The organism is Paenibacillus sp. EB106-04-04-XG159 (assembly GCF_058791835.1).
The window spans coordinates 1-26597 of record NZ_JBYTDY010000002.1 but is presented as its reverse complement, the minus strand read 5'-3'; the positions used below and the strand labels follow the sequence as shown (position 1 = coordinate 26597).

Annotated in this window: 22 protein-coding genes; 10 read left to right on the top strand and 12 right to left on the bottom strand. The window is 48.9% G+C overall.

The genetic code is table 11. The features are described 5' to 3' along the window. Window positions 1-85: 85 nt before the first annotated feature. Window positions 86-2620: a TPM domain-containing protein gene (locus AC3WTP_RS02375; RefSeq protein WP_492392988.1), complete on the top strand. Its 2535-nt coding sequence runs from the start codon at window positions 86-88 to the stop codon at window positions 2618-2620. A gap of 72 nt (window positions 2621-2692) precedes the next feature. Here AC3WTP_RS02375 and AC3WTP_RS02370 read toward each other — a convergent pair whose 3' ends face one another. Both AC3WTP_RS02370 and AC3WTP_RS02365 read right to left on the bottom strand, forming a co-directional pair. Then, on the bottom strand, window positions 2693-3568 hold the full coding sequence (locus AC3WTP_RS02370; RefSeq protein WP_492392987.1) for an AraC family transcriptional regulator: 876 nt from the start codon (window positions 3566-3568) through the stop codon (window positions 2693-2695). 15 nt (window positions 3569-3583) lie between these two features. Then, a complete protein-coding gene (locus tag AC3WTP_RS02365) occupies window positions 3584-4714 on the bottom strand; it encodes a C45 family autoproteolytic acyltransferase/hydrolase (RefSeq protein ID WP_492392986.1) in 1131 nt (376 codons plus the stop codon). A 480-nt stretch (window positions 4715-5194) separates the two neighbouring features. Here AC3WTP_RS02365 and AC3WTP_RS02360 point away from each other — a divergent pair, with 480 nt between their 5' ends. Beyond that, window positions 5195-6088 carry an IS1595 family transposase gene (locus AC3WTP_RS02360; protein WP_492393320.1) on the top strand — a complete coding sequence of 298 codons (894 nt, stop codon included), beginning with the start codon at window positions 5195-5197 and terminating at the stop codon, window positions 6086-6088. A 528-nt stretch (window positions 6089-6616) separates the two neighbouring features. Here AC3WTP_RS02360 and AC3WTP_RS02355 read toward each other — a convergent pair. The 3 genes from AC3WTP_RS02355 to AC3WTP_RS02345 all read right to left on the bottom strand — a co-directional run bounded on the left by AC3WTP_RS02355 (window position 6617) and on the right by AC3WTP_RS02345 (window position 9557). Next, the gene (locus AC3WTP_RS02355) at window positions 6617-7243 is read right to left on the bottom strand and encodes an SGNH/GDSL hydrolase family protein (RefSeq protein WP_492392985.1); all 627 of its coding nucleotides are present in this window, start codon (window positions 7241-7243) and stop codon (window positions 6617-6619) included. 178 nt (window positions 7244-7421) lie between these two features. Continuing rightward, window positions 7422-8327, bottom strand: coding sequence for an arginase (rocF, locus tag AC3WTP_RS02350; protein ID WP_492392984.1), 906 nt, complete (start codon window positions 8325-8327; stop codon window positions 7422-7424). Between the two features lie 21 nt (window positions 8328-8348). Beyond that, window positions 8349-9557 carry an ornithine--oxo-acid transaminase gene (locus AC3WTP_RS02345; RefSeq protein WP_492392983.1) on the bottom strand — a complete coding sequence of 403 codons (1209 nt, stop codon included), beginning with the start codon at window positions 9555-9557 and terminating at the stop codon, window positions 8349-8351. Between the two features lie 231 nt (window positions 9558-9788). Between AC3WTP_RS02345 and trhA the strand changes: the two genes are divergently transcribed. Further along, window positions 9789-10436 (top strand): PAQR family membrane homeostasis protein TrhA, encoded by a 648-nt coding sequence (gene trhA, locus AC3WTP_RS02340; RefSeq protein WP_492392982.1) that lies wholly within the window; start codon window positions 9789-9791, stop codon window positions 10434-10436. Between the two features lie 40 nt (window positions 10437-10476). On the opposite strand, the gene AC3WTP_RS02335 is transcribed toward trhA, so the two are convergent. After that, complete coding sequence (locus AC3WTP_RS02335; RefSeq protein ID WP_492392981.1) at window positions 10477-11664, bottom strand: GntR family transcriptional regulator; 1188 nt, start codon at window positions 11662-11664, stop codon at window positions 10477-10479. Between the two features lie 232 nt (window positions 11665-11896). On the opposite strand from AC3WTP_RS02335, the gene AC3WTP_RS02330 reads away from it, so the two are divergent. Next, on the top strand, window positions 11897-12232 hold the full coding sequence (locus AC3WTP_RS02330; RefSeq protein WP_492392980.1) for a nitrous oxide-stimulated promoter family protein: 336 nt from the start codon (window positions 11897-11899) through the stop codon (window positions 12230-12232). 67 nt (window positions 12233-12299) lie between these two features. Next, a complete protein-coding gene (locus AC3WTP_RS02325) occupies window positions 12300-12644 on the top strand; it encodes an MmcQ/YjbR family DNA-binding protein (RefSeq protein WP_492392979.1) in 345 nt (114 codons plus the stop codon). A 69-nt stretch (window positions 12645-12713) separates the two neighbouring features. Here AC3WTP_RS02325 and AC3WTP_RS02320 read toward each other — a convergent pair whose 3' ends face one another. Together AC3WTP_RS02320 and AC3WTP_RS02315 are read right to left on the bottom strand one after the other, a co-directional pair. Then, window positions 12714-14258, bottom strand: coding sequence for a DEAD/DEAH box helicase (locus tag AC3WTP_RS02320; RefSeq protein ID WP_492392978.1), 1545 nt, complete (start codon window positions 14256-14258; stop codon window positions 12714-12716). A 111-nt stretch (window positions 14259-14369) separates the two neighbouring features. Further along, window positions 14370-14618, bottom strand: a complete 249-nt coding sequence (locus tag AC3WTP_RS02315) for a YwbE family protein (RefSeq protein ID WP_492392977.1) — start codon at window positions 14616-14618, stop codon at window positions 14370-14372. A gap of 197 nt (window positions 14619-14815) precedes the next feature. Between AC3WTP_RS02315 and AC3WTP_RS02310 the strand changes: the two genes are divergently transcribed. Next, a complete protein-coding gene (locus tag AC3WTP_RS02310; protein ID WP_492392976.1) occupies window positions 14816-15301 on the top strand; it encodes a hypothetical protein in 486 nt (161 codons plus the stop codon). A gap of 90 nt (window positions 15302-15391) precedes the next feature. On the opposite strand, the gene helD is transcribed toward AC3WTP_RS02310, so the two are convergent. Both helD and pcp read right to left on the bottom strand, forming a co-directional pair. Beyond that, a complete protein-coding gene (gene helD / locus AC3WTP_RS02305; RefSeq protein WP_492392975.1) occupies window positions 15392-17674 on the bottom strand; it encodes an RNA polymerase recycling motor HelD in 2283 nt (760 codons plus the stop codon). Window positions 17675-17693: 19 nt separating this feature from the next. Next, on the bottom strand, window positions 17694-18353 hold the full coding sequence (pcp, locus tag AC3WTP_RS02300) for a pyroglutamyl-peptidase I (RefSeq protein WP_492392974.1): 660 nt from the start codon (window positions 18351-18353) through the stop codon (window positions 17694-17696). A gap of 179 nt (window positions 18354-18532) precedes the next feature. Between pcp and AC3WTP_RS02295 the strand changes: the two genes are divergently transcribed. After that, window positions 18533-18976, top strand: a complete 444-nt coding sequence (locus tag AC3WTP_RS02295; protein ID WP_492393319.1) for a DUF441 domain-containing protein — start codon at window positions 18533-18535, stop codon at window positions 18974-18976. Between the two features lie 197 nt (window positions 18977-19173). Here AC3WTP_RS02295 and AC3WTP_RS02290 read toward each other — a convergent pair whose 3' ends face one another. Next, the gene (locus AC3WTP_RS02290) at window positions 19174-20634 is read right to left on the bottom strand and encodes an Msr family ABC-F type ribosomal protection protein (RefSeq protein WP_492392973.1); all 1461 of its coding nucleotides are present in this window, start codon (window positions 20632-20634) and stop codon (window positions 19174-19176) included. A 552-nt stretch (window positions 20635-21186) separates the two neighbouring features. On the opposite strand from AC3WTP_RS02290, the gene AC3WTP_RS02285 reads away from it, so the two are divergent. Then, window positions 21187-22095: a DMT family transporter gene (locus AC3WTP_RS02285; RefSeq protein ID WP_492392972.1), complete on the top strand. Its 909-nt coding sequence runs from the start codon at window positions 21187-21189 to the stop codon at window positions 22093-22095. A 64-nt stretch (window positions 22096-22159) separates the two neighbouring features. Here AC3WTP_RS02285 and AC3WTP_RS02280 read toward each other — a convergent pair whose 3' ends face one another. Continuing rightward, the gene (locus AC3WTP_RS02280; RefSeq protein WP_492392971.1) at window positions 22160-22390 is read right to left on the bottom strand and encodes a hypothetical protein; all 231 of its coding nucleotides are present in this window, start codon (window positions 22388-22390) and stop codon (window positions 22160-22162) included. Between the two features lie 125 nt (window positions 22391-22515). Here AC3WTP_RS02280 and AC3WTP_RS02275 point away from each other — a divergent pair, with 125 nt between their 5' ends. Together AC3WTP_RS02275 and AC3WTP_RS02270 are read left to right on the top strand one after the other, a co-directional pair. Beyond that, complete coding sequence (locus tag AC3WTP_RS02275) at window positions 22516-24255, top strand: ABC transporter ATP-binding protein (RefSeq protein WP_492392970.1); 1740 nt, start codon at window positions 22516-22518, stop codon at window positions 24253-24255. 50 nt (window positions 24256-24305) lie between these two features. After that, window positions 24306-26444: an ABC transporter ATP-binding protein gene (locus AC3WTP_RS02270; RefSeq protein ID WP_492392969.1), complete on the top strand. Its 2139-nt coding sequence runs from the start codon at window positions 24306-24308 to the stop codon at window positions 26442-26444. Window positions 26445-26597: the final 153 nt, after the last annotated feature.

The window sequence follows — 26597 nt, the reverse complement described above, 5'->3', positions numbered from 1 at the left end:
GTCCTTTCCTCTCTCTAAGCCCTCTCGTATACTGTAGACAGTAATATGTTTACATACGATAACCAGCATAGGGAGGGGTTTTTTTGTGAAAAATGCTCGTCGATGGCTGGCATTTATGCTCATATTGGTGCTAATCGTACCCGGTGTCATATATGCAGATCCGATACCGCCTAAAGATGGCTTGGTTCAAGATACAGCAGCTATGATTCCGAAGGAATCGTTAGAAGGCATTGAACAGGCGGCGCAGGGCAGCTTGTACACCTTCTATTTTCTGACTATAAATAGTCTAGAAGGCGAGAACCCGGAAGACTATGCCACTTCCGTCTATGAAGCTTGGCAATTGACTGCTGACGATGTCGTGCTTCTGTTATCTAAGAATGATCGCCGAGTTGAAATGAACTTCAACAATCCCGCATTGCAGGCTAAGATTGACGCATTGCCCGAAGACTATAATGGGGATGGATCTTCTAAGCCGAAGTTAAGCGAATTCGTCGATCATCATTTCATTCCATCCGCGAAGGAAGGTCGCTTCGCTGACGGTGCGATCACCCTGATGAATGCCACGAATGAGCTAACGGCTCCTGCTGGCTCGGGGTCTCCAGTGACACCGACATCTTCGCCTGTAGCACCGTCTAGCCCTGAAGGCAATACGCCTAAGTCGGAGACTCAGACACCTCCTGCTTCTGGCAAACCGTCTAATCCAGACAGCTCTGCTGCTGTCAATCCGATCAGTAATCGTCAGCCGATCCACATTCCTTGGTCGACTATATTAATCGTCTTAGCCGCTCTTTTGGCCGTTGCTGCGGCGGGATTCTTCTTATGGTCCAAGATTCGCCATCAGCGGCTTCTGAAGCGAATCCCAGAACTCATGGCCGAACTGAACCGTTCCTCTGAACGGAATCGACCATATGCAAACCTTTATCAGGGCTTAACCTTGCAAACAGCTGAAGCAATTGATCGTGAGCTTAATGAGCTGCTCGTTACGCTGAAGGCGGTGCTTGATCAGCTTCAACAGATCGGTAGCGTGAAATATATCCGCCGCTCGGTGTACACCCAGCTTAAACTAACGACCGTACAGCTTAAGGATTATGAATCGAAGACTGCCTCTATCTTGCAGCGTGTCATCTCAATTGAAGAGACCGAGAAGAACGTTAGCTCGGGCCTCATAACGGAGAAGAGCGACCTGCGTCAGGTGCAGTCCACGTTAACGCAAGAGCAGACTGCACGCAAGTGGTCGCTTGAGAAGCTAGAGGAACGCAGTAAGCTGCTGGCTCAAGAATTTCAAGCCATCGATGATCTGGACGCGTTCGACCCGCTCCAAGCGAATACGCGCTTTATTGAGGCACAAGCAGCGCATGATCGCTTGGAGCAGGATATTGCTGCGGTGCCTCGCATTGCGGAGGCATATCGCCAGTTTCCGAACGATGCGGCAGCGCATCGCAATCGCTTCGAGGCCATTGTGCAGGAGCACAGCCTAAAGCTGGTGCATATTGCTCCTTATGCGCGAATTGAGGAAGCTCAAGCGACAATAGAGCGGATGTTCATAGTACTGCAGGATGGTGATGTACCGGAGGCAGAGCGATTATTGGAGCGTTCTGGTCAACAGCTGGCTGATGCTGTGCAGATGGTGCAGCGGCTTGCTGATCTGAAGCTTAAGAATGCGGCAGATATCGATCAAGTAGCAGGCAAGCTTACGGGCTATCCGGAAGAAGATCAACAGCTTCGCGCCCTAACTGAGCGTGTTGGACATCTCTATCGCACGAAGCACTGGGAAGCACAGTGGCAGGATTATCTAGGCATCCTTCATGTTCTTCCAGCAGCTGCTCGTCAGCTCATTCAAGTACGCACTTGGTGCGGAGTCGAGGTTCAAGAGTACGAGCTGGCACGAACCGCTCTGGATGAAATATTTCATCATTTGCAGGAGCGAGATAAGTGTGCCCAAGTGTATACGGAGTTGGTCCGCAGCTTGGATCAACGACTAGAGGAATCTAAGCGTCACTTTACAGCAGGTGAAAAGGCGTTCAGATCAGGCGGCAGCATCATCAGCCGCAATCAACTGCTTCGCCAGTGGAATCAGTTGGAGCAGCAGCTACAGCAGCTGAACAACAGCTTGATGTCCATGCTGAACGAGCCGCCATACGATGTGGATCTGCTTGTTGAACTGAGCAGCCGCTTCGTTCGAGATGCTGAAGCTTACCTGCAGGATGTCGAACGTACCGCTGCGCTTAAACGAAGCGCTGAGAGCAAGATTCATGATATGGAGCAAAAATATCAATCCACATACAGCCGAACGCGCAGTAAAGTGAATGTATCGCGATACAACGGAGATTATTCTAATATCCAGAACCAAGTTCGCAATCTGATGTCTCAAGGGAAATATGAGGATGCTGCTTATCAAGCTGGAGCCTTAGCTGGCATTATATCCGCTATGAATTCCGCTTATGAGCATGTACTTGCTGAGGAACGGCGTGAAGAAGCTGCTCGACGTGCAGATGAGCAGCAGCGGTCGCAGCATAATTCCTCGGGCGGCTCCAGCTGGGGAAGCGACAGCTCCAACAGCTCAGGAGGATCATCGTGGAGCAACAATAACAATAACTCTTCAGGCGGATCGAACTGGTAGTAAGAGTGGGTTTAACCTATGTAAGGCTGAGATGTCATTGATATGCATCTCAGCCTTTGATTATTTCGCCGTTCATTTAATAGGAATATAGATATAGAGCTTGGATTCATTGGATTCTTTGCCCTTGAACTCGGAGCCGTACAGCTCGAAGTCATCGCGGCAATCGAGACTTTGATCCGTGTTAGACAGCCACGTGCCCCAAATATATTCATAGCTGGCAGGTAGCAGCTTCGTCGGTCCCCGATGCTCAAACACAGCATATCGCCCCGGCTGCAATACGCATGCGCACATCTTATCGGGAACGGTGCTGTCTGGGTAAACCTCATACCCCGCCATCTGTTCAAACGGTGATTCCTCCGTAAACTCCTGAAACGATATTGCGCTGGTTGCTCTGCATATTCCATATCCCGTGTAATGATCTTTAATCCCCGCTATTTCCTGCCGTCTCGCTATCAACTCATTCCAGATATCCGAAATTCGATTATGCTGCAGCGTAGTCCATCCTCTCGTCCCGATAATGTGGATGGAGCGCTCTAACACATGAATCTTCGGCTCGATCGTAATATGATCCAATCGATGATGCAGCCTCTTTCCGAGCAGCTGCCCTTTCTCACTCATAACGGGTCGAGTTCCTCGTGCGCGAAACTGGTACGGAGCAGTTCCATACACACGCTTGAACGAACGGCTAAAAGCAGCCTGGGATTCAAATTGATAGTCCATCGCGATGTCCATTATCGGGCGATTCGTGCCCAATAGCTCCAGTGCTGCTTCCGTCAGCCGTCTTTTGCGAATATAATTGCCGATCGTCTCTCCTGTTAGCGCCATAAATATCCGATGAAAATGTGAATGAGAAATGTGCACTTCACGTGCCACATCTTCTGCCCGGAGCGGCTCACAAAGATGTGCTTCGATATATTGTACAGCGCGTTCAATCGTGTTTTTCGTCATCAGCCGCCCCTCCTATCAGGCTTGTGAATGATCAGCCCAGAACTGTGGGCCGTATTCCTTCATCTGGAGCTTTACCTCATAGGTGTGAGCCTCTAACCTATCTCCAACCTTAAGCTTATACCAAGGGTTCAACAACGGAGAACCAAAGCATACATCTATTGATCGATCCTCCAGATCAAACAGCATCGACCGCAACGTGCCAAACCATTGCTCATAATTGTGAATCGCGAGTCCTGTTGGGTATTCCGTTTCCATCAATCGCAGCAGATCGCTCTTCGCAATAAGCCGCCCTCCCTGATTCATCACACGCTCCATCGTCTCAAGCCGCACCATCGAATTGCTCATAACCCGCGGTTCAACCTGAGCGACTTCAGTAAACAGTGGGTGATTCGTAGCGATGAGATGCGACATTTCGCTCTCAACGTCCACTAACCTTGCAGCATATATCCCGTCATACGTCTCAATGAGCGCAATCTGCCCCTTTAGATCCGTGACAAGCAAATTCATATTCGAGGCGATCGGTATTTCCTTCAACGTATCTAACACTTCACTTACAGTGCTGCATTTTTCTAATAGCAGGCGCACGACAGCCCAGAACTGCAGTCCCTCTGCACGCGGCTTCCTCATTCCAGGAAGGTCTCCAACAGGCTGACCACATGCGGAAAATGTCACACATAATCCATGCTCATTCATCCCCTCGCTGCGTCCGAACAATTGGATGGAGAATCCGGTGTGCGTATACGTTCCCGTCATTCTAGTAGAGCACAGCCGCATATCGTCCATATGCGGGGCCAAATCATAAGTACGCAGCACATAGGTGCATTTATCAGCTGTCCGGTTCGGAAGTACTGCGCAATGACTGCAGCCAGCCGCAATCTGAGTGTTCGCATAATAGATCAGTTTCGACGAGGGTACCTGCAGTTCCTCTGCAAATGCCCCCAATTCCTCGTTCCACAACGGATTGATACTTTCGATTATACTCTTATTTGCAGTTAACACATACGCAGGAAGTTCATCCTTCAACAAGGATAGATCGAGCAATTGCGGCTGTTGCTTCACTTCCAACCCCTGCTGACGGCCAATCTCAGCTGCACTGCCTTCAAGCATCGTAAAATGAGCAGACACTATATCCTTCATCTTCATCATCATTAACACCTCTCTCAAGAACTAAGCTACTCACTCATTGTAGGACAACTGCAATTAATTAATTTGATACTTTTTACCTTGTTCGCTATCTTCTGTTTTCAGGTTCCATATCTCTCTTCAGCTATCTACCAATAAAGCAAGAGTTCCTCCACATGAATACCCTTCTGCAGCCTTTTTGACCATTATCCCTTTCACTCAGGAGCCTGCTTTTCTTGGGCTTTCTCTTTGCTTTTAGGCGCACTTCTCGAACTCTTCTTGAACTCTTCTTGAAATGAATATCCTCTTACAGCCCATTTGACCAATATCCCTTCTCCTCAGGTAAATATCATTTTCATGCCTATTCTCTCTTGAGACTTCAGTTCTCATTTTAATATTGATTTTTACCAATAATAGTTGATTTACGAACATTCGTTTGGTATAATTAGTCATAGATAGGAACATACATTCGTGGTTTGATGAGGAGTGAGAACGATGAACAATTTGAATGCGTGGAATACGATTGAGGAATTATTACTGCATTTTTCTGACGAACAGGTTTGTGTTTCCTATCTATTCAATATGAAGTGGCCTCGTGGGTTTATCTGTCCCCGTTGCGATTATTCATATGCCTATGTCATTAGCACACGACGATTGCCTCTATACGAATGCGGCGCATGCAAGCATCACACCTCGCTCACAACGGACACCATTATGGAAAATAGCCGCACCCCTTTACAGAAGTGGATCACCGCAATATGGCTACTTTCCCAACACAATATCAACATCAACGCAGTTCAACTCAGCTCGATTATTCAAGTAACTTATAAGACCGCTTGGTCCATTCTCCATAAGATACGAGCCATTATTAGCGCTTCAGATACCGAACAGCCTCTGGAAGGTATCCTTCAAGGGATTGTCGATTATCATGGAAAACCTTATTTCCGTTCAACATTGGAGCTTCTCCCAAAAGAGCATCCACTAATTGTGGCCGCATCCATGAACACTGACGAACAGATTGTCGCTCTCAAGATGAAACGCGTCGATCGACAGCAGCTTAGCGGTAGAACTTTGCGCCCCATCGTTTGCCGCTATTTTATCGACCATCATATTTGCACAGATATGTCCAGCATAACGATAATTCCTCATCCTTATCGAGCTATACGATTTCGTCACCTGAAAAAAGTATTTCAGCAAGCCCGCAGTTGGATGATCGACACCTTCCATGGAATTGGACCAAAGTATTTACAGAGGTATTTGGATGAGTTCTGTTTTCGTTTTAACTCCATTTCCAAGCCCTATTCTGCATGGGATCAATTAATCAGCCTATCCATGTCGACACACTCCAACTTCGTTTCCAGACATCATACGAATTCCTCTACACACTTTGCCGCATAAGCCTGTGATTACGATACATGCTTCGCAATGCACAGGATACTAGCAATTCTAGCTTTCATACTGCTATATAAAGTTATCTCTTAGATTGTCATTTGATGAAATGAACATCCTTCTACCTTCTCTCACACTTTCTATGCTTATTGGTTATCTATATCAACACCCACACTGACGCTATTCTGAATTCTTTCGTACCTTTCCTGAGCCTTTGGGATATTGGTCAAACGCTCGCACCGACACTCATTACCCCTGTGCTCATGCCCATTCTGCTCGATATTTGTGCTGCGCGATACTCACACTTTCTATTTCCTAAGTTCATGCGTCGCCTTCCTGAGAGTTCATATGCCCCCTTCCTGAGCCCTTGGGATATTGGTCAAACGCTCTATAAGACATATATCTCAAAGACATATAACTCACCTAGAATAGTCACAAATGAATAAAGGAGCGGTCCCGCAGCCATTTTCATGACTCAGGAACCACTCCTACTAAATGTGAATGTATAATATTATCACTACATACATGCCGCTGTTCCTAAAGTGCACCCACCGTCTCTAGCCAAGCCTTCGCGATTAACGCATGTCCTGCCGGACTTGGATGCACGCCATCTGGCGCCCAATAAGCACACGGTGCTTTCGTAGAAGCCTGAGCGAACAGACCATCTAGCGGCACTAATGCGGCACCATATTCACGAGCAAGATGACGTACAACATCTATCTTTGGATCCAGATCTTCACGCCAAGTCATACGATCTTCAGGCACCGGCAAGACAAATGGCTCTACCATGACAAGCTTGGCGTTGGTTCGAGAAAGTGTGCGCTCGATTATATCTCGATACCCTGCTTCGTAACTTGCGGCAGAAGTAATATCGTTGCCGTCATAGCGACGCCATGTGTCATTGATCCCTATGTAGATAGACACGATCGTCGGCTCTAACGCGATGCAATCGATATCCCATCGTTCTTGCAAATCCCTGACTCGGTCGCCGCTTATCCCGCGATTATAGAAAGTCACATGCTTGTCAGGATACTTGGCGCCAAATAATCCTGCCGCCATTAGAGCATAGCCGTGCCCCATGTCTGTCGCACTCGAACGAACACGACAGCAGTCTGTTATACTATCACCTTGAAATACTACGATATCATTTTCCTTCAGCAACATTACTATGGACCTCCTCGAATAATAAAACCGCTAATCAAGTGCATTTCCAAAATAGTTGATGTTCCTTCAAAACTCAGTCATAGCAAGGCATAACATGCAATAAGTATGTTTCAGATTACTGTAGCGTCCCTCCTCCTAATCATTATCCTTTTATTATAAGATCAATTCGTATATCATTCTACATAATTCGCTCTCCAAGCAGTGAACAGATCATATCAACCGCCACCTCTGCGGTTCTGTTGCATTGATCCAGCAGCGGATTCACTTCTACTACATCAACTGAGGTTAGAATGTTGGCTGCTGCCAGCATCTCCATAACCAAGCTGCCTTCTCGATACGTAAGTCCTCCTTGGACAGGAGTCCCTACTCCGGGAGCCTCGATCGGATCGAAGGCGTCCAAGTCCAAGCTAAGATGCACACCATCCGTATCGCGACTGGCTATGCGAATCGCTTCTTCCATCACGCTGGCGATGCCTATGCGATCGATCTCATGCATCGTGAATACCGTTATTCCGGCTTGCTTCAACAGCGTCTTCTCACCCGGATCAATTGAACGCGCGCCAACTATAACGATGTTGGCGGCGTCTATTCGATTAGCGGCCCCCACAACCTGCACAAGCTTGGGATGCCCTATCCCGATTGCGACTGCAAGCGGCATGCCATGCACATTGCCTGAAGGTGTCGTTTCATCGGTGTTGATGTCCGTATGGGCATCAAACCAGATTACACCGAGACGAGGCACCGCTCGCATCACGCCTGCCAAGCTTCCGATCGCAATCGCATGGTCTCCGCCGAGTATGATCGGAAAACGTCCGCCGAGCAGCTGCTCCTCCACTCGTTTTGCTGCTTCAACCGAAACCGCCGCGATTTCCTTTACATTTCTCAGCTTATCGGGTATCTCATTTCCCGACATGGAATGAGGTAAAGGTACTGGTACATCGCCTATGTCCATCACATCACACCCAAGTGCTGTGAGCCGATCCGTCAAATTCGCATATCGAATCGCCGCCGCTCCAAGATCCACTCCTTGACGTCCTTGCCCCAGATGAAGCGGTATTCCAATAATGCTGACCTGTTGTCTCATAAAGAAGCCCCCTCCCCGCTTTCACTCAACTGATGCATGTACTGTAAGCACTCGCTCGATCCGTTCCAGCGCCCAATCCAGCTCCTCTTCGGTAATCGTTAGCGGAGGAGCCAGGCGAATCGTCTTGACATGCGTTTCTTTGCACAGCACTCCCAGCTCCATCAAGCGCTCGCACGTTGGACGCGCCGCTTCATACAACTCTACACCTATAAACAATCCGCGTCCGCGCACCTCCTTAATGAGCGGGCTGTGAATCGATCGCAAACGATCGATTGTATAGGCTCCTAAGTTCGCTGAACGCTCCACCAGGCGCTCATGCTCTAACACATCAAGCGCCGCTATTGCCGCAGCGCAGCCGAGCGGATTGCCGCCAAAAGTCGAGCCATGCGAGCCAGGGCTGAACAAGTCTAATATGTCATGATTGGCCGCAACTGCAGAGATCGGATAAACACCACCGCCTAAAGCTTTGCCGAGCACATAGATATCCGGCTTTACGTGTTCCCAATCGCAAGCAAACAGCTTGCCGGTCCGTCCGAAGCCCGTCTGAATCTCATCCGCAATAAACAGTACTTGTTCTTGCGAGCACAGCTCATAAGCACTTCTCAAATACCCCTGTTCAGGAATCACGATTCCTGCTTCACCCTGAATGGGCTCAATAAGGAGCGCTGCTGTATTCGGGCCAATCGCTTGTTTAAGCGCTGTCAAATCACCATACGGCACTTGCTTGAAGCCTGGTGTAAATGGTCCAAAGCCCCGCTTATAGGCATCTTCAGTTGAAAAAGAAGTAACGGTTATCGTTCGGCCATGAAAATTACCTGAGCAAACGATTATTTCCGCTTCATCTTCAGGCACCCGCTTTACTTCATACGCCCAGCGTCTTGCAGCCTTCAGCGCAGTTTCAACCGCTTCTGCGCCCGTATTCATTGGAAGCACCGCACTCTTCCCAGTTAGCTCGCATAGCTTCTCATACAGCACAAACAATTGGTCATTATGAAAAGCTCTTGAGGTCAGCGTCACTCGATCCAATTGATCTTTTAATGCCTGCACGATAACAGGATGACGATGTCCGTGATTGAGTGCAGAATAGGCACTAAGCATATCCATGTACCTGCGCCCTTCTGGATCTTCAACCCATACTCCCTCGGCGCGTGCAATCACGATCGGCAACGGCTTATAGTTCGGAGCCCCGGTTTGATCTGTTCGCGCTATGATCTGCTCTGTATTCAACATATGAACTCTCTCCATTTCACTAATTTGTGATGCATCGTTGGAGTATCGTTGAGTTCTCCCAATGGAGTATATGAACAATTGCTATTGGACATGTTCTGAAATTAGTGAAATGGATCAGCAGCGTCCGTTCCTTCATTTGCAGGACGTTTCATAGTTCGATACAATAGATTAATAAGCATAGGAACAGTGCTCATCCTAAGCTAAGGTTCGTTTGAAAGGATATGAATGAATATGGCCGATACTCATACCTATACGAAAGGTGAAGAGATAGCCAATGCCATCACTCACGGAATCGGTGCCGTGTTAAGCATTGCTGCTCTAACCTTATTGATCGTTTTCGCGGTGATTTATGGCGAAGCTATTCATGTGGTCAGTTTCACAATATATGGGGTGACGATGGTTCTGCTATACACCTCTTCGACACTTGTCCACAGCTTTCCGCCTGGAAAGATAAAGGATCTGTTTGAAACCTTCGATCACTCCTCTATCTACCTATTCATTGCAGGCACGTATACACCTCTTGTCTTGATCGCGCTGCCTCCAGCACTCGGTTGGACACTGTTCGGCATCGTTTGGGCTATTGCAGCAGGCGGAATTGTGTTTAAAGCATTTTTCACTAAAAAATTTCTATTTGCCTCTACCGGACTGTACATTCTTATGGGCTGGATCATTGTGTTTGCTTGGGGTCCGCTCGTCGATTCGATGCCGCAGATCGGATTAATATTACTCGTTACCGGCGGCATCTTATATACAGTCGGCACGATATTCTATGTATGGCGGGGATTTCCGTATCATCATATGATCTGGCATATATTTGTCCTGGCTGGGTCAGTCGTACACTTTCTGTCTGTTCTCACGCTTGTCCAAATACCCGCATAACACAGCAACAGGCTGCCTATTCATAAGGCAGCCTGTCTTATTATTGGGATACACTTGTAGTTGATTGTCTAATCCTCAGCTTCGGCGTAAGCATAATCTTCTCGTAGCGTCCATCTCTGGAGTTTCCTGCAGGCTTCTCCAACAGATCAGCAAGCGTACTCGCTGCGAGACGTCCAATCTCCGCTTCATTTTGATCAATGTGGGTGAAGTATCCCTTATGTCCGTTCGGACTGCCAGGATCATCAAATCTGACGATGGAAATATCCTCAGGCACACGGTATCCGAGTCGTTCTGCAATCATTTTCAAATAAATTCCAAGCTGTCCATTCAGGGCAATATAGGCAGTAGCCATTTCACTCTTCATATAGCGGGCCAACACGGAGTTCATCATCGCTTCCGGATCATTCGGCACTGTAAAATCTGTTAAGATTAGCGATGGATCAATCAGCTCCCCCGACTGCTGAAAAGCATCCATATATCCATGTATGCGGTCCTGAACACTCATCGTTTCACGGTAAGCGTCCGTACAGATCGCAATCTTGCGGTGTCCAAGCTCCATAAGGTGCTGCACGGCCATCTTCGCTCCCAGGCGATTGTCAGAGCATACATAATGCGTCTCAACGCCAGGCAAATAACGATCGATCAGCACAAACGGAAATTGATTCACTTTAAGCGACAGAATCTCCTCGTTGTACAGGTCCTCATCCACTGGAAATAGCAGCAGTCCGGCTACGCCAATATCCATAAATTGACGAATCTGCTGTTCTTCCCGCTCTTTGTCCCCATCGCTGTACGCTATCAGCAAGTTATAGCCGCGTTCCTTCAAGGTTAGCTTAATTGCGTTAATGATCCGTACCTCAAAATAATCGTTCAATGTCGGCATGACAAACCCTATCGTTCGTTCAGTTCTGCGCGCGACATTGAGTGCAGGTGTATCTTTAACTGAAGGGCTGTCTTCAAGCACTGCCTTAGTCTCTTGATCAGGTGCTGAATCAGTTGGCGGCGCTTCTGCTACGAAGCTGCCTCTGCCTGGCACACGATATATCATTCCTTCTTTAGCGAGCGAAGCCAAGGCATTAACCACTGTAATTCGACTCACTTGAAATTGATCCATCAGTTCTTTCTCGGTTGGTATGCGATCATTCGGCTTCAATTCTCCATGCTCAATCTGGTTCTGGATATATTGCTGCACTTGCATGTAGAGCGGTGAGCGCGAATCATAACTCATACGGGTATCAGTCCTTTTAACGTTCAATAGTAATTAAATAATATATATAATATATCATTTTCACAAGAATGTAACAATAGAGATCTCCCCGCTGGAATCCAGATGTTACTAAACTCACCTTATTGTTCTTCGAAAATAGATATAATCTACAATGAAACAAACGATTTGATCGGGGTGCTGAAACGATAATGCTTCTATCGAGACTATTCAATGTGTAAGAGGAGGGTGCAGAATGGAAGGACCTCGCATCAAGCGAGAAAAGGCTACGGTAGCCCATATGATTCGTATCTATTGTAAGGGTCATCATAAAGAACCGCTGTGTGCGGCTTGCTCGGAGCTGATGGCTTATGCTCATAAACGGCTTAGCCGCTGCCCCTTCGGGGAACAGAAATCGACCTGCGGCAAATGCACGGTTCATTGTTATAAGCCGGATTTGCGCGACCAGATTAAAGAGGTTATGCGCTACGCTGGTCCTCGCATGCTTATTCATAATCCGATATCAGCTGTACGGCACTTATTCGACAGCATGAGGAAACCGCCTGAGCTCCCAAAACGAAACAAAGTTTGATTACCTCTGATCAGTTCGCTATGCTAAATGATAACTGAACATTTAAAAATGCAGGGGGTATGTGGTTATGCAGAAATGGGGCGATTATTGCATGACGAAGCGCGGGACGAGCTTAACGAATCCATTTGGTCCTGATGTAAATGTAATGAAGGTGGGCAGCAAGATGTATGCCTTGCTTCCCGCTGACGGCGGTCCGCAGATCAGCCTGAAGTGCGATCCGCTGCGTGCCGACGCGCTGCGTGAGCAGTACCCCGAGATTACTCCGGGTTATCACTTGAACAAGCAGCATTGGAATTCGATCGCATTGGACGGCAACCTGACGGATGAAGAGATCATCGATCTCATCGATCATTCCTACGAATTGGTCATCAAGAAGATGACCAAGGCTGAGCGGGCCAGCATCGGTACATAAGTATCAAGGATATACAAAAAGACGTAACCGGATGATCCGGATTACGTCTTTTTTGTTCTTGCCGATGCTCTAGCGCTTGGAAGCACCTCGACCGCGCGGTGCATTGCCCGACTGGCGTCCGCCTGAACGGCTGCCTGAGCGTCCCTCTTGCGCCGTTCTGCCACCGCGTGCGCTCCGCTCCTTCGGCCCGCGGGATGGCGCGCCGCTCTTGCGACCCGGCGCGCTTGCATCACGGCCTCCGCGTGCGTCCTGTCCGCCGGCGCCTGATGCACGGCCGCGGCCTGAGCTTCCGCGATCGACAGCGCTGCGCTCATTGCGCTTGCGCGTGCCCTTGCCATCGTTGCGACTGTCATTCCCGCCTCGGCGGCTGTTGCCGCTGCTGTTGCGCGCGCCTCTACCACCGCTGCGGCTCGACTTATCTTGCTTCCGCTCACCGGAGCCGCGCTCCTCGAAGTCATCCTTCATCGCCTTCGCGGCTTGCTTATCGATCGTCATGCGAATGCCCTTCTCGATCTGGGTCACATACATCTTGTCATGCGGCGTTGCAAATGTAATCGCCATTCCCGTTCCACCAGCGCGCGCCGTTCTTCCGATGCGATGCACATAGCTTTCCGCATCATGCGGAATGTCATAGTTGAATACGTGGGTCACGCCTTCAACATCTAGACCGCGCGCCGCTACGTCAGTCGCGACCAGGAACTGCAGCTTCGCATCGCGAAAACGCTGCATGACCTGCTCGCGCTTCTGCTGCGACAAATCGCCATGAAGCTCGTCCGATACGTAGCCGAGCTCTTGCAACGCCTCATTCAGCGCGCTAGCTCTGCGCTTCGTGCGACAGAAGATGACCGCCAAGTACGGGCGGTGAAGCTCCATGGCTTCAACCAACGCAGCCTGCTTGCCGCGATCCGTCGTTTCAATGATGCGCTGCTTAATACCTGTCACCGTGATCTGCGGTGCAGCAACTCGCACATCCGCAGGCTTCCGCATGAATTTCGAAGCAAGCACACGAACTGCTTGCGGCATCGTAGCCGAGAACAGCATCGTCTGACGAGCCGTTGGCGTATGACGGATAATGTCCTCGACCTCGTTCAAGAAGCCCATATGCAGCATCTGGTCTGCTTCATCCAATACTAATGTAGACAGCTTGCCCAGATTGATCGTCCCACGGCGCAAATGATCGAGCAAGCGCCCTGGCGTGCCTACCACTATGTGCACGCTGCGCTGCAGCTTGCGCATCTGCCGCTCTACATCCTGCCCGCCATAAGCTGCCAACACTCTGATCTCGCGATCCGGCGCATCCAGCAGCTTCTCCAGCTCAGCTGTAATCTGCAGCGCGAGCTCGCGCGTCGGCGTTACAATCAGCGCTTGGATCTGATCGCGAGCTGGATTAACCTTCTGCAGGATAGGCAGAAGGAACGCGAGCGTCTTCCCTGTGCCTGTCTGTGCCTGTGCGATAATATCCTTATCCTCAAGCGCGATCGGAATCGCTTGCTGCTGCACAGGAGTCGGAGCGCTGATGCCGTACATCTGCAGCCTGCGGATCCACTCTGCCTGAACGCCCAACGGGGCAAATCCATTTTTATCAAAATTACGTGCTTTATCGTTCAAAGTCATCACCATTTCTGTATCAGATTCAACCCATATTACAGGATAATGCGCGTAAATGCTAGATAAAAGTAGAGGTGTGGCCGCTTAGCTGCCAATTGCTCTCCTTTTCATCCACCATCACGATATACTGTTTCCTGTATCCTGCTGAGACGCGGACTTGGCTGTAGATGATGCAATGATCGACTTCACTCTGCCAACCTGTCCGTCTTGCAGTCTAACCTTTATACCGTGGGGATGAGTCGGTGAATTCGTTAAGATGTCTTTTACGATCCCGCGCGTCAACTTGCCTGTACGCTGATCCTGCTTCAATACGATATCCACTTCCAGCCCTGGCACGATATGTTTACGATTCTGTCCATTGCTCATATATATGCTATACTCCAATCTAATGATGTGGCTGCTGCACAAAATGCGTCGAAGAAATGTGTCAACGAAATGCGTCAAAGAGATAATAAAAGCTGCCTTCCCTCATTATACACAATTCACAGCACTCCATATCCGAACATAATTGACGATGTGATATACTATTACCGAATCTATAACGATAGGAGCATCACCCATTTATGCTGACTTATGAACAGAAGCAGGCGGTTATCGAAACATTTCCAGAATTGACACGCAAAAATGTATCCCTAGGCCGCATCAATTATCATTACGAAGACAGCGGATTCGATAAGAAAACGGTCGTATATCATCTCCACCCTAACGGAAATGGCTACGTATATGCTGGTCAGACAGCCGACTGGAAAGCGCAAGCCGATGACCGTGGATTCGTGAATATCCGCGACTTCGATGAAGCATCGCTGAAAACCATTATCCGCGCTTCAATCGAATCGCTTCAACCGAAGGAGCACGAGCCGTCATCTGAACAAGAACAAGATGACACTGCAGAACAATGGTTTGATGCAGATGAACAACGTGTCACGCTGCAGTATGACAATGAGAACGACATGTGGATGATATATGCGGGAGATACACTTCAGGACGCATTCGAGTCGTACGATGAGGCTGTTGAATATTTGCTGGATGAGGGCTTTGCTCGCGCTTAAACCGCAATGACTTGCTGCCAATACCAATAGGGTAATTTAAGATGCTTAACTGTCTTACGCGACAGGCGGAATCTTAAATTACCCTTTATGTTATTTCAACCAAGGCGATGGCTCGCCAACTGCCACGATGTCCAATTCATGAAGCGCTCGAGTGCACACTGTATACAGCAGCTTGCGATCCTTCTCTTCTCCGTAACTGGCAGCATCCGCATCGTACACGATAACCGCGTCAAACTCCAGCCCTTTCGCCAAATAAGACGGCATAACCCAGTAACCTGCCACGAATTGACGAGTATGCTTCGTAACGCGCCGCAGCTCCGGCAGCTCAGCTTCCAGCAACGTATAGACACGATTGCAAGTCGCTTCATCTTTCGTGATAACAGCTGCGGAATGAATACCCGCTTCTTTCAGCTGCCGCAGACGAGCGCGCACGAACTGTATTCGCGCTTCCTCATCTTCCGCGACTGTCAGTCTCGGTTCATTGCCTTCGCGGTTAAATGGCTCAGCAGGCTCGCCTTCCGGCAGAATATGCTGCGCATACTCCGATATATTGCGTGTCGATCGATAGCTCTTCGTCAATCGAATAACCTCGCTCGATCGATCCGCAAACATCGCCTGCACCGATGCAACAGAATTCATGCGATTCGCTTCATAGATCGCTTGATTCCAATCTCCCAGTATCGTGAACTTGCTGCGTGGAAATAGTCTGCTGAGCAGCGCATATTGAAATGGTGAATAGTCCTGCGCTTCATCAATGACGACATGTCGTATGTGATTGAACGTATCGAAGCCTTCAACCGACTCCAGCATATACAAGTATGCGGATGCATCCTCATACGTAAGGTTGCCGTCCTTCAAATTTTCAAACGAATTTCCCCATATGCGCGCAAATGTTAACTGCTCAGGGATATCATTTGGAATATTAGCCGCCTCTACCCATAGCGGCAGATTGTGCACTAGGCCAGCATACACCGCGTCCCAATGGATATGAGCCTTGGCGCGTACTTCTTTCTGCATCGCCCGCACCCATTTTCGTACCTGCTTGCGGCTCATTTCCTTCATCTCTTGCTCCGTGCCCCAATACTCCTTCTGCTTCAGAAAACGGCGGTACACCCGCTTCTCCTCTTCTGCTGCCCATTGGTCCAGATAAGCCATGATCCAATCCTTCAGCTTGCTCACGCGAGCCGGCAAGGACCAATCCGCCAACGTGACATAGAAATACTCGCGCATCATCTCTTCCGTAATAATCGTGCGCTTCGGTGTGCCGAGCGGTAAAAATGCCATCCCTTGCGTAAGCAGATGCTCTACATATGCATCCACTACCTTCATAAAGGCTGAGGATGACTTCCAACGCGCCGCTTCTGCTTGAGCTTCTGCCTGCTCTCTTTCTTCATCTGATGCGAAGGCGTTTGCACGACCAGCCATCAAGCGCTCCGCTTGACCGTACACATCTTCGATCTTCATCGAAGTCGGCAGACGATAATCCAGGTAGTCCTGATACGTCGTTTGCGTCATATTGGCTTCGCCCAGCTCTGGCAATATGTTGGAGACATAGTCGTTAAACAGCTCGTTTGGTGAAAATAGCAGCACTTGCTCTGAACGCATGCTGTCTCTGTATTTATACAGCAGATACGCAATTCGCTGCAGCGCAGCCGATGTCTTGCCGCTTCCCGCAGCGCCCTGTACGAACAGCACATCATGCTGCTCGTCTCGAATAATGCGGTTCTGCTCCCGTTGTATCGTGCTGACGATGCTCTTCATCTTCGTATCCGCACTCTTCGTGAGCATATCCTGCAGCATATCGTCTCCGATCTGGATCCCGGTATCGAATACCGCCTCCAGAGCGCCGTCACGAATGACATATTGACGCTTCATCGTCATGTCGCCTTCAATCTGCCCCATCGGCGTGCGATAACGGGCAGGCCCCGGCGCATAATCATAGAACAGGCTTGCGATCGGCGTACGCCAATCATAGACGAGATGATCGTCTCGGCCAGCATCGGTCACCGACATCAAGCCGATATAGATATCCAGATCCTCGGTGTCGCCTTCTTCTCGAAACCGGATTCGTCCAAAATACGGGTTGTCGATATGCTTCTGCAAGCGGTTCAGCAACCTGGAGGCATGCTCCTGCACGCGCTCATAGTTCGCCAAGTCCTTCGCTTGCTGCATCACACTGACATACGTTTCAAACATCTCGTCGCTGTCGACCGTAACTTCATCCCAGAAGTTACGCTTCATCTCGACGATCTCACTCTGCTGGCTGCCAATCGTTTCGCGGAGCGTATGCATCTGGCGGTCCATCACACAGACAACCTTATGCAGCCTCGCTTCTTCTTCTTGGCGCTCCAACTCATTTATGGAATCACTCATTATGTTCTCCTCCTGAATCCTATTCGCCGTGCAGTATACCTGCAGCAATCTCGCTTCGTTCTGGCAGAGCTGCGGCAGCAATGGCCGCCTTCAGCCCGAGTACGATCTGATCGAGGCTCATGCTCGCTTTTCCAGGATGGTGAAGCGCTTGTTCTGGTAAAAATGGAATATGAATAAACCCGCCCTTACAGCCGCTTAGCTCCGGAATAGTCGCAAGCTGATGCATAAGCGCGTAAAATATCGTGTTGCAGACAAATGTACCCGCAGTGTAGGATATGCTGCAGGGTACTCCTGCTTCTCTGACGGCAGCCATCATTGCTTTTATCGGCAGGGACGTCCAATAAGCTGCAGGACCATTCGCTGCAATTGGCATATCTAGCGGCGCTTCACCATCGTTATCCGCAATTCGAGCCTCCATTAGATTAATCGCTATGCGTTCCAATGTCAGATCCGGTCTTCCTCCCGCTTGCCCGACACATATCACATAATCCGGTTCTATTTCCGTTAATAACTGCTTCAATAAGTGCTGCGCTCTTGCAAATGATGTAGGGAGCAGTCTCGCGGCGACTGAATAGCCCCCCTCGTATTCTCCTTCCAGCCTGCGCACCGCTTCCCATGAAGGGTTCAAGCTTTCACCGCCAAATGGATCAAATCCGGTAACAAGTATGGTCTTCATCATCGTTCCCCCTATATATATCCTCAATTCTCTATTTTCACAAACTATGATAAAAAAGAAGCATGATCTTCGAGTGAAAAGCAGATCATATGGACAATCTGTTAGTGTGCTCATGTTCAAATGAACCCGTTTATGATAAGGTAAGAGTCGTTGGAAAGGAGTGCTGTTATATGTTGTCACAGATCGATGCGCCTGCTCTAATCTTGTTAGGTCTGGCTGCTCTCGGCATTATTAGTGGGAATTCTACAATTACTATCGCTATGGTCGTGCTGCTGTTTCTGCGCGTTACGAATTTGCATGCGGTGTTTCCATGGATTGAAAAATATGGTCTAACCATCGGCATCATCATCCTGACGATCGGTGTCATGTCTCCAATTGCAAGCGGTAAAATTTCAGTTGAGACGCTGACTTCCTCACTGATGGATTGGAAGTCATTGCTCGCTATAGGAGTGGGTATGTTAGTAGCCTATCTAGGCGGCAGAGGCGTCACTCTCATGTCACAATCACCGACCGTTGTAGCCGGCTTGCTCATAGGGACCGTTCTTGGTGTGGCTTTCTTCCGCGGTGTCCCCGTGGGACCTCTTATTGCTGCTGGCATCCTGTCACTGCTCATCGGCAAATCATAGATACAAGCCTGCTCACGTCATTACATCATCATTTCATCATACTGAAAAAACATACCGCAGGCAAATGTTTCTGGCGTGTTCAAAAGGAGTCCGTCACCTAGCAAATATGCGGACCGAAGAGGGTAGACTCTACGTTACACAAACAGCGGCGATCTAAGACTTAAACATAAAGTCAAAGACCGCCGCTTTTTCTAACCCTAAACCTTCTGAACTATTTTTTGATCCTCGATGTGATATACGAGCTCGGCTACGTTCTCCAGCAAATGCACATCATGCGATATGAAAACAATCGTACCCGCATAGCTCCTCATCAGATCCTCCAATGCTTCCACTGCAGCCAGATCAAGAAAATTGCTCGGTTCATCCATAAGCAGGATGTTATACCGCCCGAGCAGCATTTTCGCAAGCTGTAACTTAATGATCTCGCCGCCGCTTAGCATGGACAACTCTTTCCGAATATCGTTAGACGAAAACCCCAAGGATGCCAGTACTGCTCGAATGTCCGATACCTGATAATCACAGCTCTCCAGCATGAATGCCATCACACCCTGATGGCGATTAAACTTGTAGCCGTTTTGAGCAAAATAGCCAATTTCCGCTTTGGGCGACAAGGAGATGCCGTCTTCTCGATTCAGAATCATGTTGAATAGCGTCGTCTTACCTGACCCATTTGCACCCGTTACCGCAATCTTCGCACCCAGCGGGAATTGAAACGCCGCATCTTCAAAGATGACCTTGCCACCATACTGCTTGTTAATCCCTTTCCCCATGATCGGAAATGGATGATGAAGCTCCAAGGCTTTGCTCTGCCGGAATTGGAAGGAGCGAATCGCTTCCGGCGGCTTGACATCACCAAGCGCTTCGATGCGATGCTCCATATTTTTCGCGGCATTGTGCAGCTTCTTCTGCTTGCTCCCCACCGGCTTTTGATGACTGAGACGGCCGCCGCTTTCTGTGCTGTTCTTCCTGGATGCTCCCTTCGCTTTCTGATCTATCTTCCGAGCCTGAGAGTGCAGCTCCGTAATGGCTTTCTTCAGCCGATCTTGTTCAACGAGAAACCCCTTATATTGAGCTTCACTGGCAAGGCGCTCCTCTTCCTTCTGTGCTAAGTAATCGGAATATCCGCCCCAATACTCGGTAATCTTCCCATCCTTCAGCTCCCAGATCTTATCGACGACTTGGTCCAGAAAATAACGGTCATGGCTTATAACAAGCATAGCGCCTGAATAGTATCGAAGCTGATGAATTAAGAAATCGATACCCTCGCGATCTAGATGACATGTCGGTTCATCAGCAAATATACCGTGCACCTCTCCGGACAGTGCTTGTGCAATCTTAAGCCGTGTTTCTTCACCGCCGCTCATGCGCTCTACGTGCAGCTTATCAACGCCCAGCTTGCCCATTAAGGCATAATCCTTCACCTCTTGGACGACTATATCTTCCAGCTGTGGAATGTAGGCAATATTGCCGTCCTTGACGACTTTGCCATCCGATAAAGGGCATTCGCCGAGCAATACTTTGATCAACGTGCTCTTTCCAGCTCCATTTGCCCCAACCAGACCGATGCGATCATAATCATAGAGCTCCAGATGATCAATATCCAATACATCGCGCCCCGAATACTCCACATGAATATCTTTTGCTTTTATCAATAACATCCTGTAATCCTCCTTCAGAAATCGCAGTTTTCTGTTCGCAGGGTATCCTGCGATTTACGAAAGGAAGATCAAATATAGATGAACATTAGCATGCGTAACATAATTCGCATAAGATTGGCTCCTTTACATGTCATTTGCTTGGTGTTCAATCACTGCGCGTCGTTGATAGACTGGATCATTATGGGCAATAAAAAAGCAGATCCAATTCCCGATGCGGGCTTAGATCTGCATTCATCACGTGTGAGAATATAGCGAAACAAGGTATAGCAAAAAACGCTATCCGGATCGCGATCTATGTCCTCATACGTATAAATAAGCAACTCTAAAAAGCCCACCATAAGGGTGTTATCCGCTTCTTATTGCCAACTTATCGAGTACGCATGGAATTCAACATAGACAACGAGCCTCCTCCTATTTAATGACTTACATGGTAGCACTCGGCAATCTTATTGTCAATCACTCCAACCCTGCGGATTAAGCTTTCAAGTATTTCCAAAATGCGTTATACTAACAAATTGAAATCCTATTATGCTCATCGGAGTGAGATTCAATATGTCTTCCAGTAAAACATCGCGTTATTACGCCCTGCTATTCGTTGGCATCATCGCTGTATCCTTCTCTGCGATCTTCGTCAAATGGTCAGAAGCCCCGGCATCCATACTTGGAATGTACCGACTGCTTATGACGAATGTGCTGCTCCTTCCATGGGTGTGGGTATATCGTAAGCAATGGCGCGGCATAGGCCGCAAGGATGCGCTCAAGCTCGCGGGATCGGGCTTCTTTTTAGGGCTCCATTTTCTGCTATGGATGGAGTCGCTTCGTCATACAACTGTCGCCAGCTCAACAATGATTCTTGCACTGGAACCGATTCTCGTTATGCTGGGCTCCTTCTGGCTGTTCAAGCATCGAACCTCGCGCGCAGCCATCGTCGGAGTCGGAATCGCATTGATCGGCGTTGCGATGATCGGTTGGGGGGATTTCTCCATCTCCAAGCAGGCGCTATACGGAGATCTGCTGTCTGTGCTCGGCACAGTGGCTGTCGTCATCCATCTTCTGCTCGGGCAAGATTTGCGGCAGCGTGTATCGTCCTACGTTTACAATTTCTCTGTCTTTCTTATCGCTGGCTTATGTCTCGCGGCATATAATGCGGGGGCTGGGATACCGTTTACCGGTTATCCGATCAATGAATGGCTCATCTTCTTCCTAATGGCCGTTATCCCAACTGTGCTCGGACATATGCTGTTCAACTGGCTGCTGAAATACGTCAGCGCAACTGCGATATCCATGAGTATATTGGGTGAGCCCGTAGGAGCCAGCATTCTGGCTTGGATCATGCTCGGCGAAGTCATGACTCCATTGCAGATTAGCGCATGTATTCTGCTGCTGTTCGGCGTGTGGCTGTTTCTGTCTCGAGACCGTCATGCTCCCCCTGCATCAGTTGCAGTAGAGACGTCGAATTAGGGGTTTCGGGCAAGCAGAATACTTATGGAATATTGAATTGTGCAATTATGGATTGACAACACTTTTATGGCAGTGCTAGAATCAACAAAGCAGACACGGTAAACGTGTATATTCCACAGAGAGGCAGGTGAGATCCATGTTTTCTATTACTGATCGCGGCGGAGATATTCGCCATACGCATAATTTCATACATGGAGCCCTGCATATCGAATGCTTGTGGAATGAAGACAGCATCAGGTCTAATCACTAATTCTGATGGACGCTGCTGAACCTTTTCGCCATAACTATCATTCATCTATTTGCGGGCTCATCTGCCCGTAAGCTAATACACTCGTTGCCCACAAGGTATATCGTTTACGACGATATACCTTTTTTAATGCCATAATGCATGTATTCGAATCCAAAAGGAAGTGAAATTGAATGTTTGATGTCATACGCAAGTTATCTTGGTTCTATAAGGAGCATAAGGTTCGATATTCGGTCGGTATCTGCATGCTTATCTTTGTCGGTGTGCTTGAGCTGCTCCCACCCCGCTTGCTCGGTCAGGCAATCGATGAGATTGTGTACGGGTTTATCACCTGGGATAAACTCATCTTGTATATGTTCTTAATTGCGATAGCAACGATCGTGATATACGCCGTCACTTATGTGTGGATGTATCAGATCTTTGGAGGAGCGTATCTGGTGGAACGGATTCTGCGCTCCAGATATATGCGTCATCTTCTCAAGATGACTCCTGCCTTCTTCGAGAAGTACCGGACTGGCGATCTCATGGCGCGCGCAACCAATGACCTCCGTTCCGTATCAACGACTGCAGGCTTCGGCATGCTGCTGATCACAGATTCCACGATATTTCTGTTAGTTGTGCTGTTCGCCATGATCTTCTTCGTCTCCTGGAAGCTGACTTTAGCGGCGATGCTGCCGCTGCCGATTATCGCGATCGCGATGAAAGTATTCGGCAAGAAGATCCATGAGCGCTATACGATCTCACAGGACGCCTTCGGTGTGATGAACGATCAGGTGTTGGAATCCGTTGGCGGCGTACGTGTCTTACGAGCCTATGTGCAAGAAGCGAATGATGAACAACGCTTCCGCGACATCGCGCAGGACGTCTATCGCAAAAATGTCGATGTAGCCAAAATCGATGCGATGTTCGATCCGACGATCCGTCTCGCCGTCGGACTCAGCTATACGATTAGTCTTGGATACGGCGCGTATCTCATTATCCATAACGCGATATCATTCGGTGACCTGATGGTGTTCAATATGTACCTCGGTATGCTGATCTGGCCGATGTTTGCCATCGGCGAGCTCATCAACGTGATGCAGCGAGGCAATGCTTCACTGGATCGCGTGAACGAAATGCTCGAATATACGCCTGATGTTCAAAATGCGAATGTCACCCAAGACGTCCAGCAACCGGAAACGATTGAATGGAACAATTATCAATTCCGTTATCCATCTTCAACATATAACAATTTGGAGGAAGTAAGCTTATCGCTTCGGAAAGGGCAAACGCTCGGTATCGTCGGGCGAACCGGAAGCGGCAAGTCGACCTTCGTTAAACAGTTGTTGAGAGAATACCCGATTGGCAGCGGAGAGATTCGCATCAACGGTGTTCTGTTGCAGAGCATGCCTCTGGAACGGATCCGCAGCTGGATCGGTTATGTCCCGCAGGAGCAGATCTTATTCTCCAAGACCGTTAAGAATAATATCCTTTACGGCAATCTGGAGGGCAGCGAAGATCATGTGATGCAAGCCATCGACACCGCCTCCTTCACACATGATCTGCCGACATTGGCGGATGGCGTTGAAACGATCGTCGGCGAGAAAGGCGTTGCCCTATCAGGCGGACAGAAACAGCGGGTATCTCTCGCCCGCGCCTTTATCTCGGATGCTAAGATTCTCATCCTCGACGATGCTTTATCAGCCGTTGACGCTCGCACAGAGGCGAACATTATCGAGAATATTCGCAAGGAGCGCGCAGGCAAGACGACACTCATCACGACACACCGCTTATCGGCAGTCGAGCATGCTGACCTCATCATCGTGCTGGATGAAGGTCGGATCGTAGAGCGAGGCACACATGAGCAATTAATGAATCTGGAAGGTTGGTATCGTGAGCAATACAACCGCCAGCAGTTGGAATCCTCCTTGTAGGACCGGGATGTTTCCATACCCCAACAAGCATCAGATAAAGGAGGAACGTCATGATGAACCACGAACATGAAGTACAGCCAGACGCCGTGCAACCCAAAAATGTCGGCAAACGGCTATGGAAATATGGACTTACCTATAAATGGACCTTCATCATTTCTATATTGATGCTGTCCATTGCAGTCGCCGCGGAATTGGCTGGACCTTTCATTGCCAAGACGATTATCGACCGTCACATTCTCGGCATCGAGCAGCCGTTCTATCAAACGTCGACTGACTCCAAGTATAACGTTGACTTCGAAGGTATAACGTATAAGCGGAGCGACCGTTTCGCAGAAGATGAAGCCAAGGGAAATAAGGCGATTCACATCATTCAAGGCGGAACGACATTCTACCTCGTTGATGAAGTCATCCCTGATCCGAACGGAACGCGTGAGTATGCGGACGGTGTACTGACGATCAAGTCCAAGTCCGGCGAATGGCAGGGACCCGCTCATAAGCTGTCGCTGAACGAGATCCTGCTGTTCTACAAGCCAGAGATCAATGCGATGATCGGCTGGCTCGTGATTTACGTGCTGCTGCTCATCCTTAGTATCGCGTTGAGCTTCGGCAAGATCTTGGGGCTGCAGACAGCGGCTAACAAAGTAATCCGCAAGCTGCGCGGAGACGTCTACGCTCACGTGCAGCGCTTGCCGATTCCTTACTTCGATAACTTGCCAGCTGGCAAGGTCGTATCGCGCATAACAAACGATACAGAAGCGGTAAAGGATCTATTTGTCGCCGTACTTTCTAACTTTACTTCAGGCATTATTACGATCATCGGCATATTTGTCGCTCTATTCATCCTGGATGCGAAGCTTGCTGCGATCTCATTGATCCTGCTGCCCATGATCTGGCTGTGGATCGTGCTGTATCGCAAGTTCGCTACTCGCTACAACAAGATCATTCGCTCACGCTTGAGCGCCATTAATGCGATCATTAATGAAGCGATTCAAGGCATGCCTGTTATTCGCGCTTTCCGCCGTGAGAAGGAAACGATGCAAGAGTTTGAAGAGCTGAATGAGGACTATCTGAAGCATCAAAATAAGCTGCTCAAGCTTAATGCATATACGTCGCATAACCTCGTTACCGTACTGCGCAACATTGCCTTTGCTATCGTGCTCTGGTACTTTGGCGGCGGCGCTCTAGATGCTAACGGTGTCATTTCGATGGGTGTGCTGTACGCATTCGTAGACCTGCTGAACCGGTTGTTCCAACCGATTACAGGTATCGTGAACCAGCTAGCGAATTTGGATCAATCCCTGGTCTCTGCCGGCCGCGTATTCGAGCTGATGGATGAGCCGGGAGAAGATCGCCATGAAGGCTCCATGCCTCGTTATAAAGGTCATGTCGAATTCAACGATGTATCATTTGCCTATAAAGAAGATTATGTGTTGAAAAATATTAACTTCGAAGCGAAGCCAGGTCAAACTGTCGCGCTTGTCGGTCATACCGGTTCAGGCAAGAGCTCGATTATGAACCTCTTGTTCCGCTTCTATGACCCGCAGGTTGGCGAGATTCGGATCGACGGTCAAGTGATACGCGACATTCCGAAGCAATGGATTCGACAGCACATGGGTATCGTGCTGCAAGACCCTTACTTGTTCAGCGGTACGATCGCATCGAATGTCAGCTTGGGAGATCCGGCTATTTCCCGGGAAAAGGTTGAAGCATCACTGAAAGCAGTTGGTGCGGACCGTATCTTGAAGCAGCTGCCAAAAGGCATTGATGAGCCAGTAATTGAGAAAGGCAGCACGTTATCCGCTGGTCAGCGTCAATTGATATCATTTGCGCGCGCACTCGCATTTGAGCCTGCCATTCTCATTCTGGACGAAGCTACGGCTAACATCGATACCGAGACTGAAGCATTGATTCAAGATGCGCTTGAGGTGCTGAAGCGAGGACGCACGACATTTATTATCGCGCATCGTCTCTCCACGATCCGCAGCGCGGACGTTATTCTCGTGCTCCATCGTGGGGAGATCGTCGAGCAAGGCTCGCATGACGAGCTCATGGCGCTGCAAGGCCGATACTATCGGATGTACCAGCTGCAGCTTGGTGGGCAGACAGAAACAGCTTCTAATTCCAACACGGATGCGAAGGAATCGGAGCCCGTACAGGAACGAACTTCAAGTACTACGGTGTTGGCGTAATTATCCCGTAGAAAATAGTTTAATAAATACTACACACTTAAGGGGTCGGCACCAATGCCGATCCCTTTTAATACATGACGGATTGTAATATGAAGTGCGACAGCTAAAAAAATAAGCCCATGAATGGATTCGTGTAAAATGGAAGTTACCACA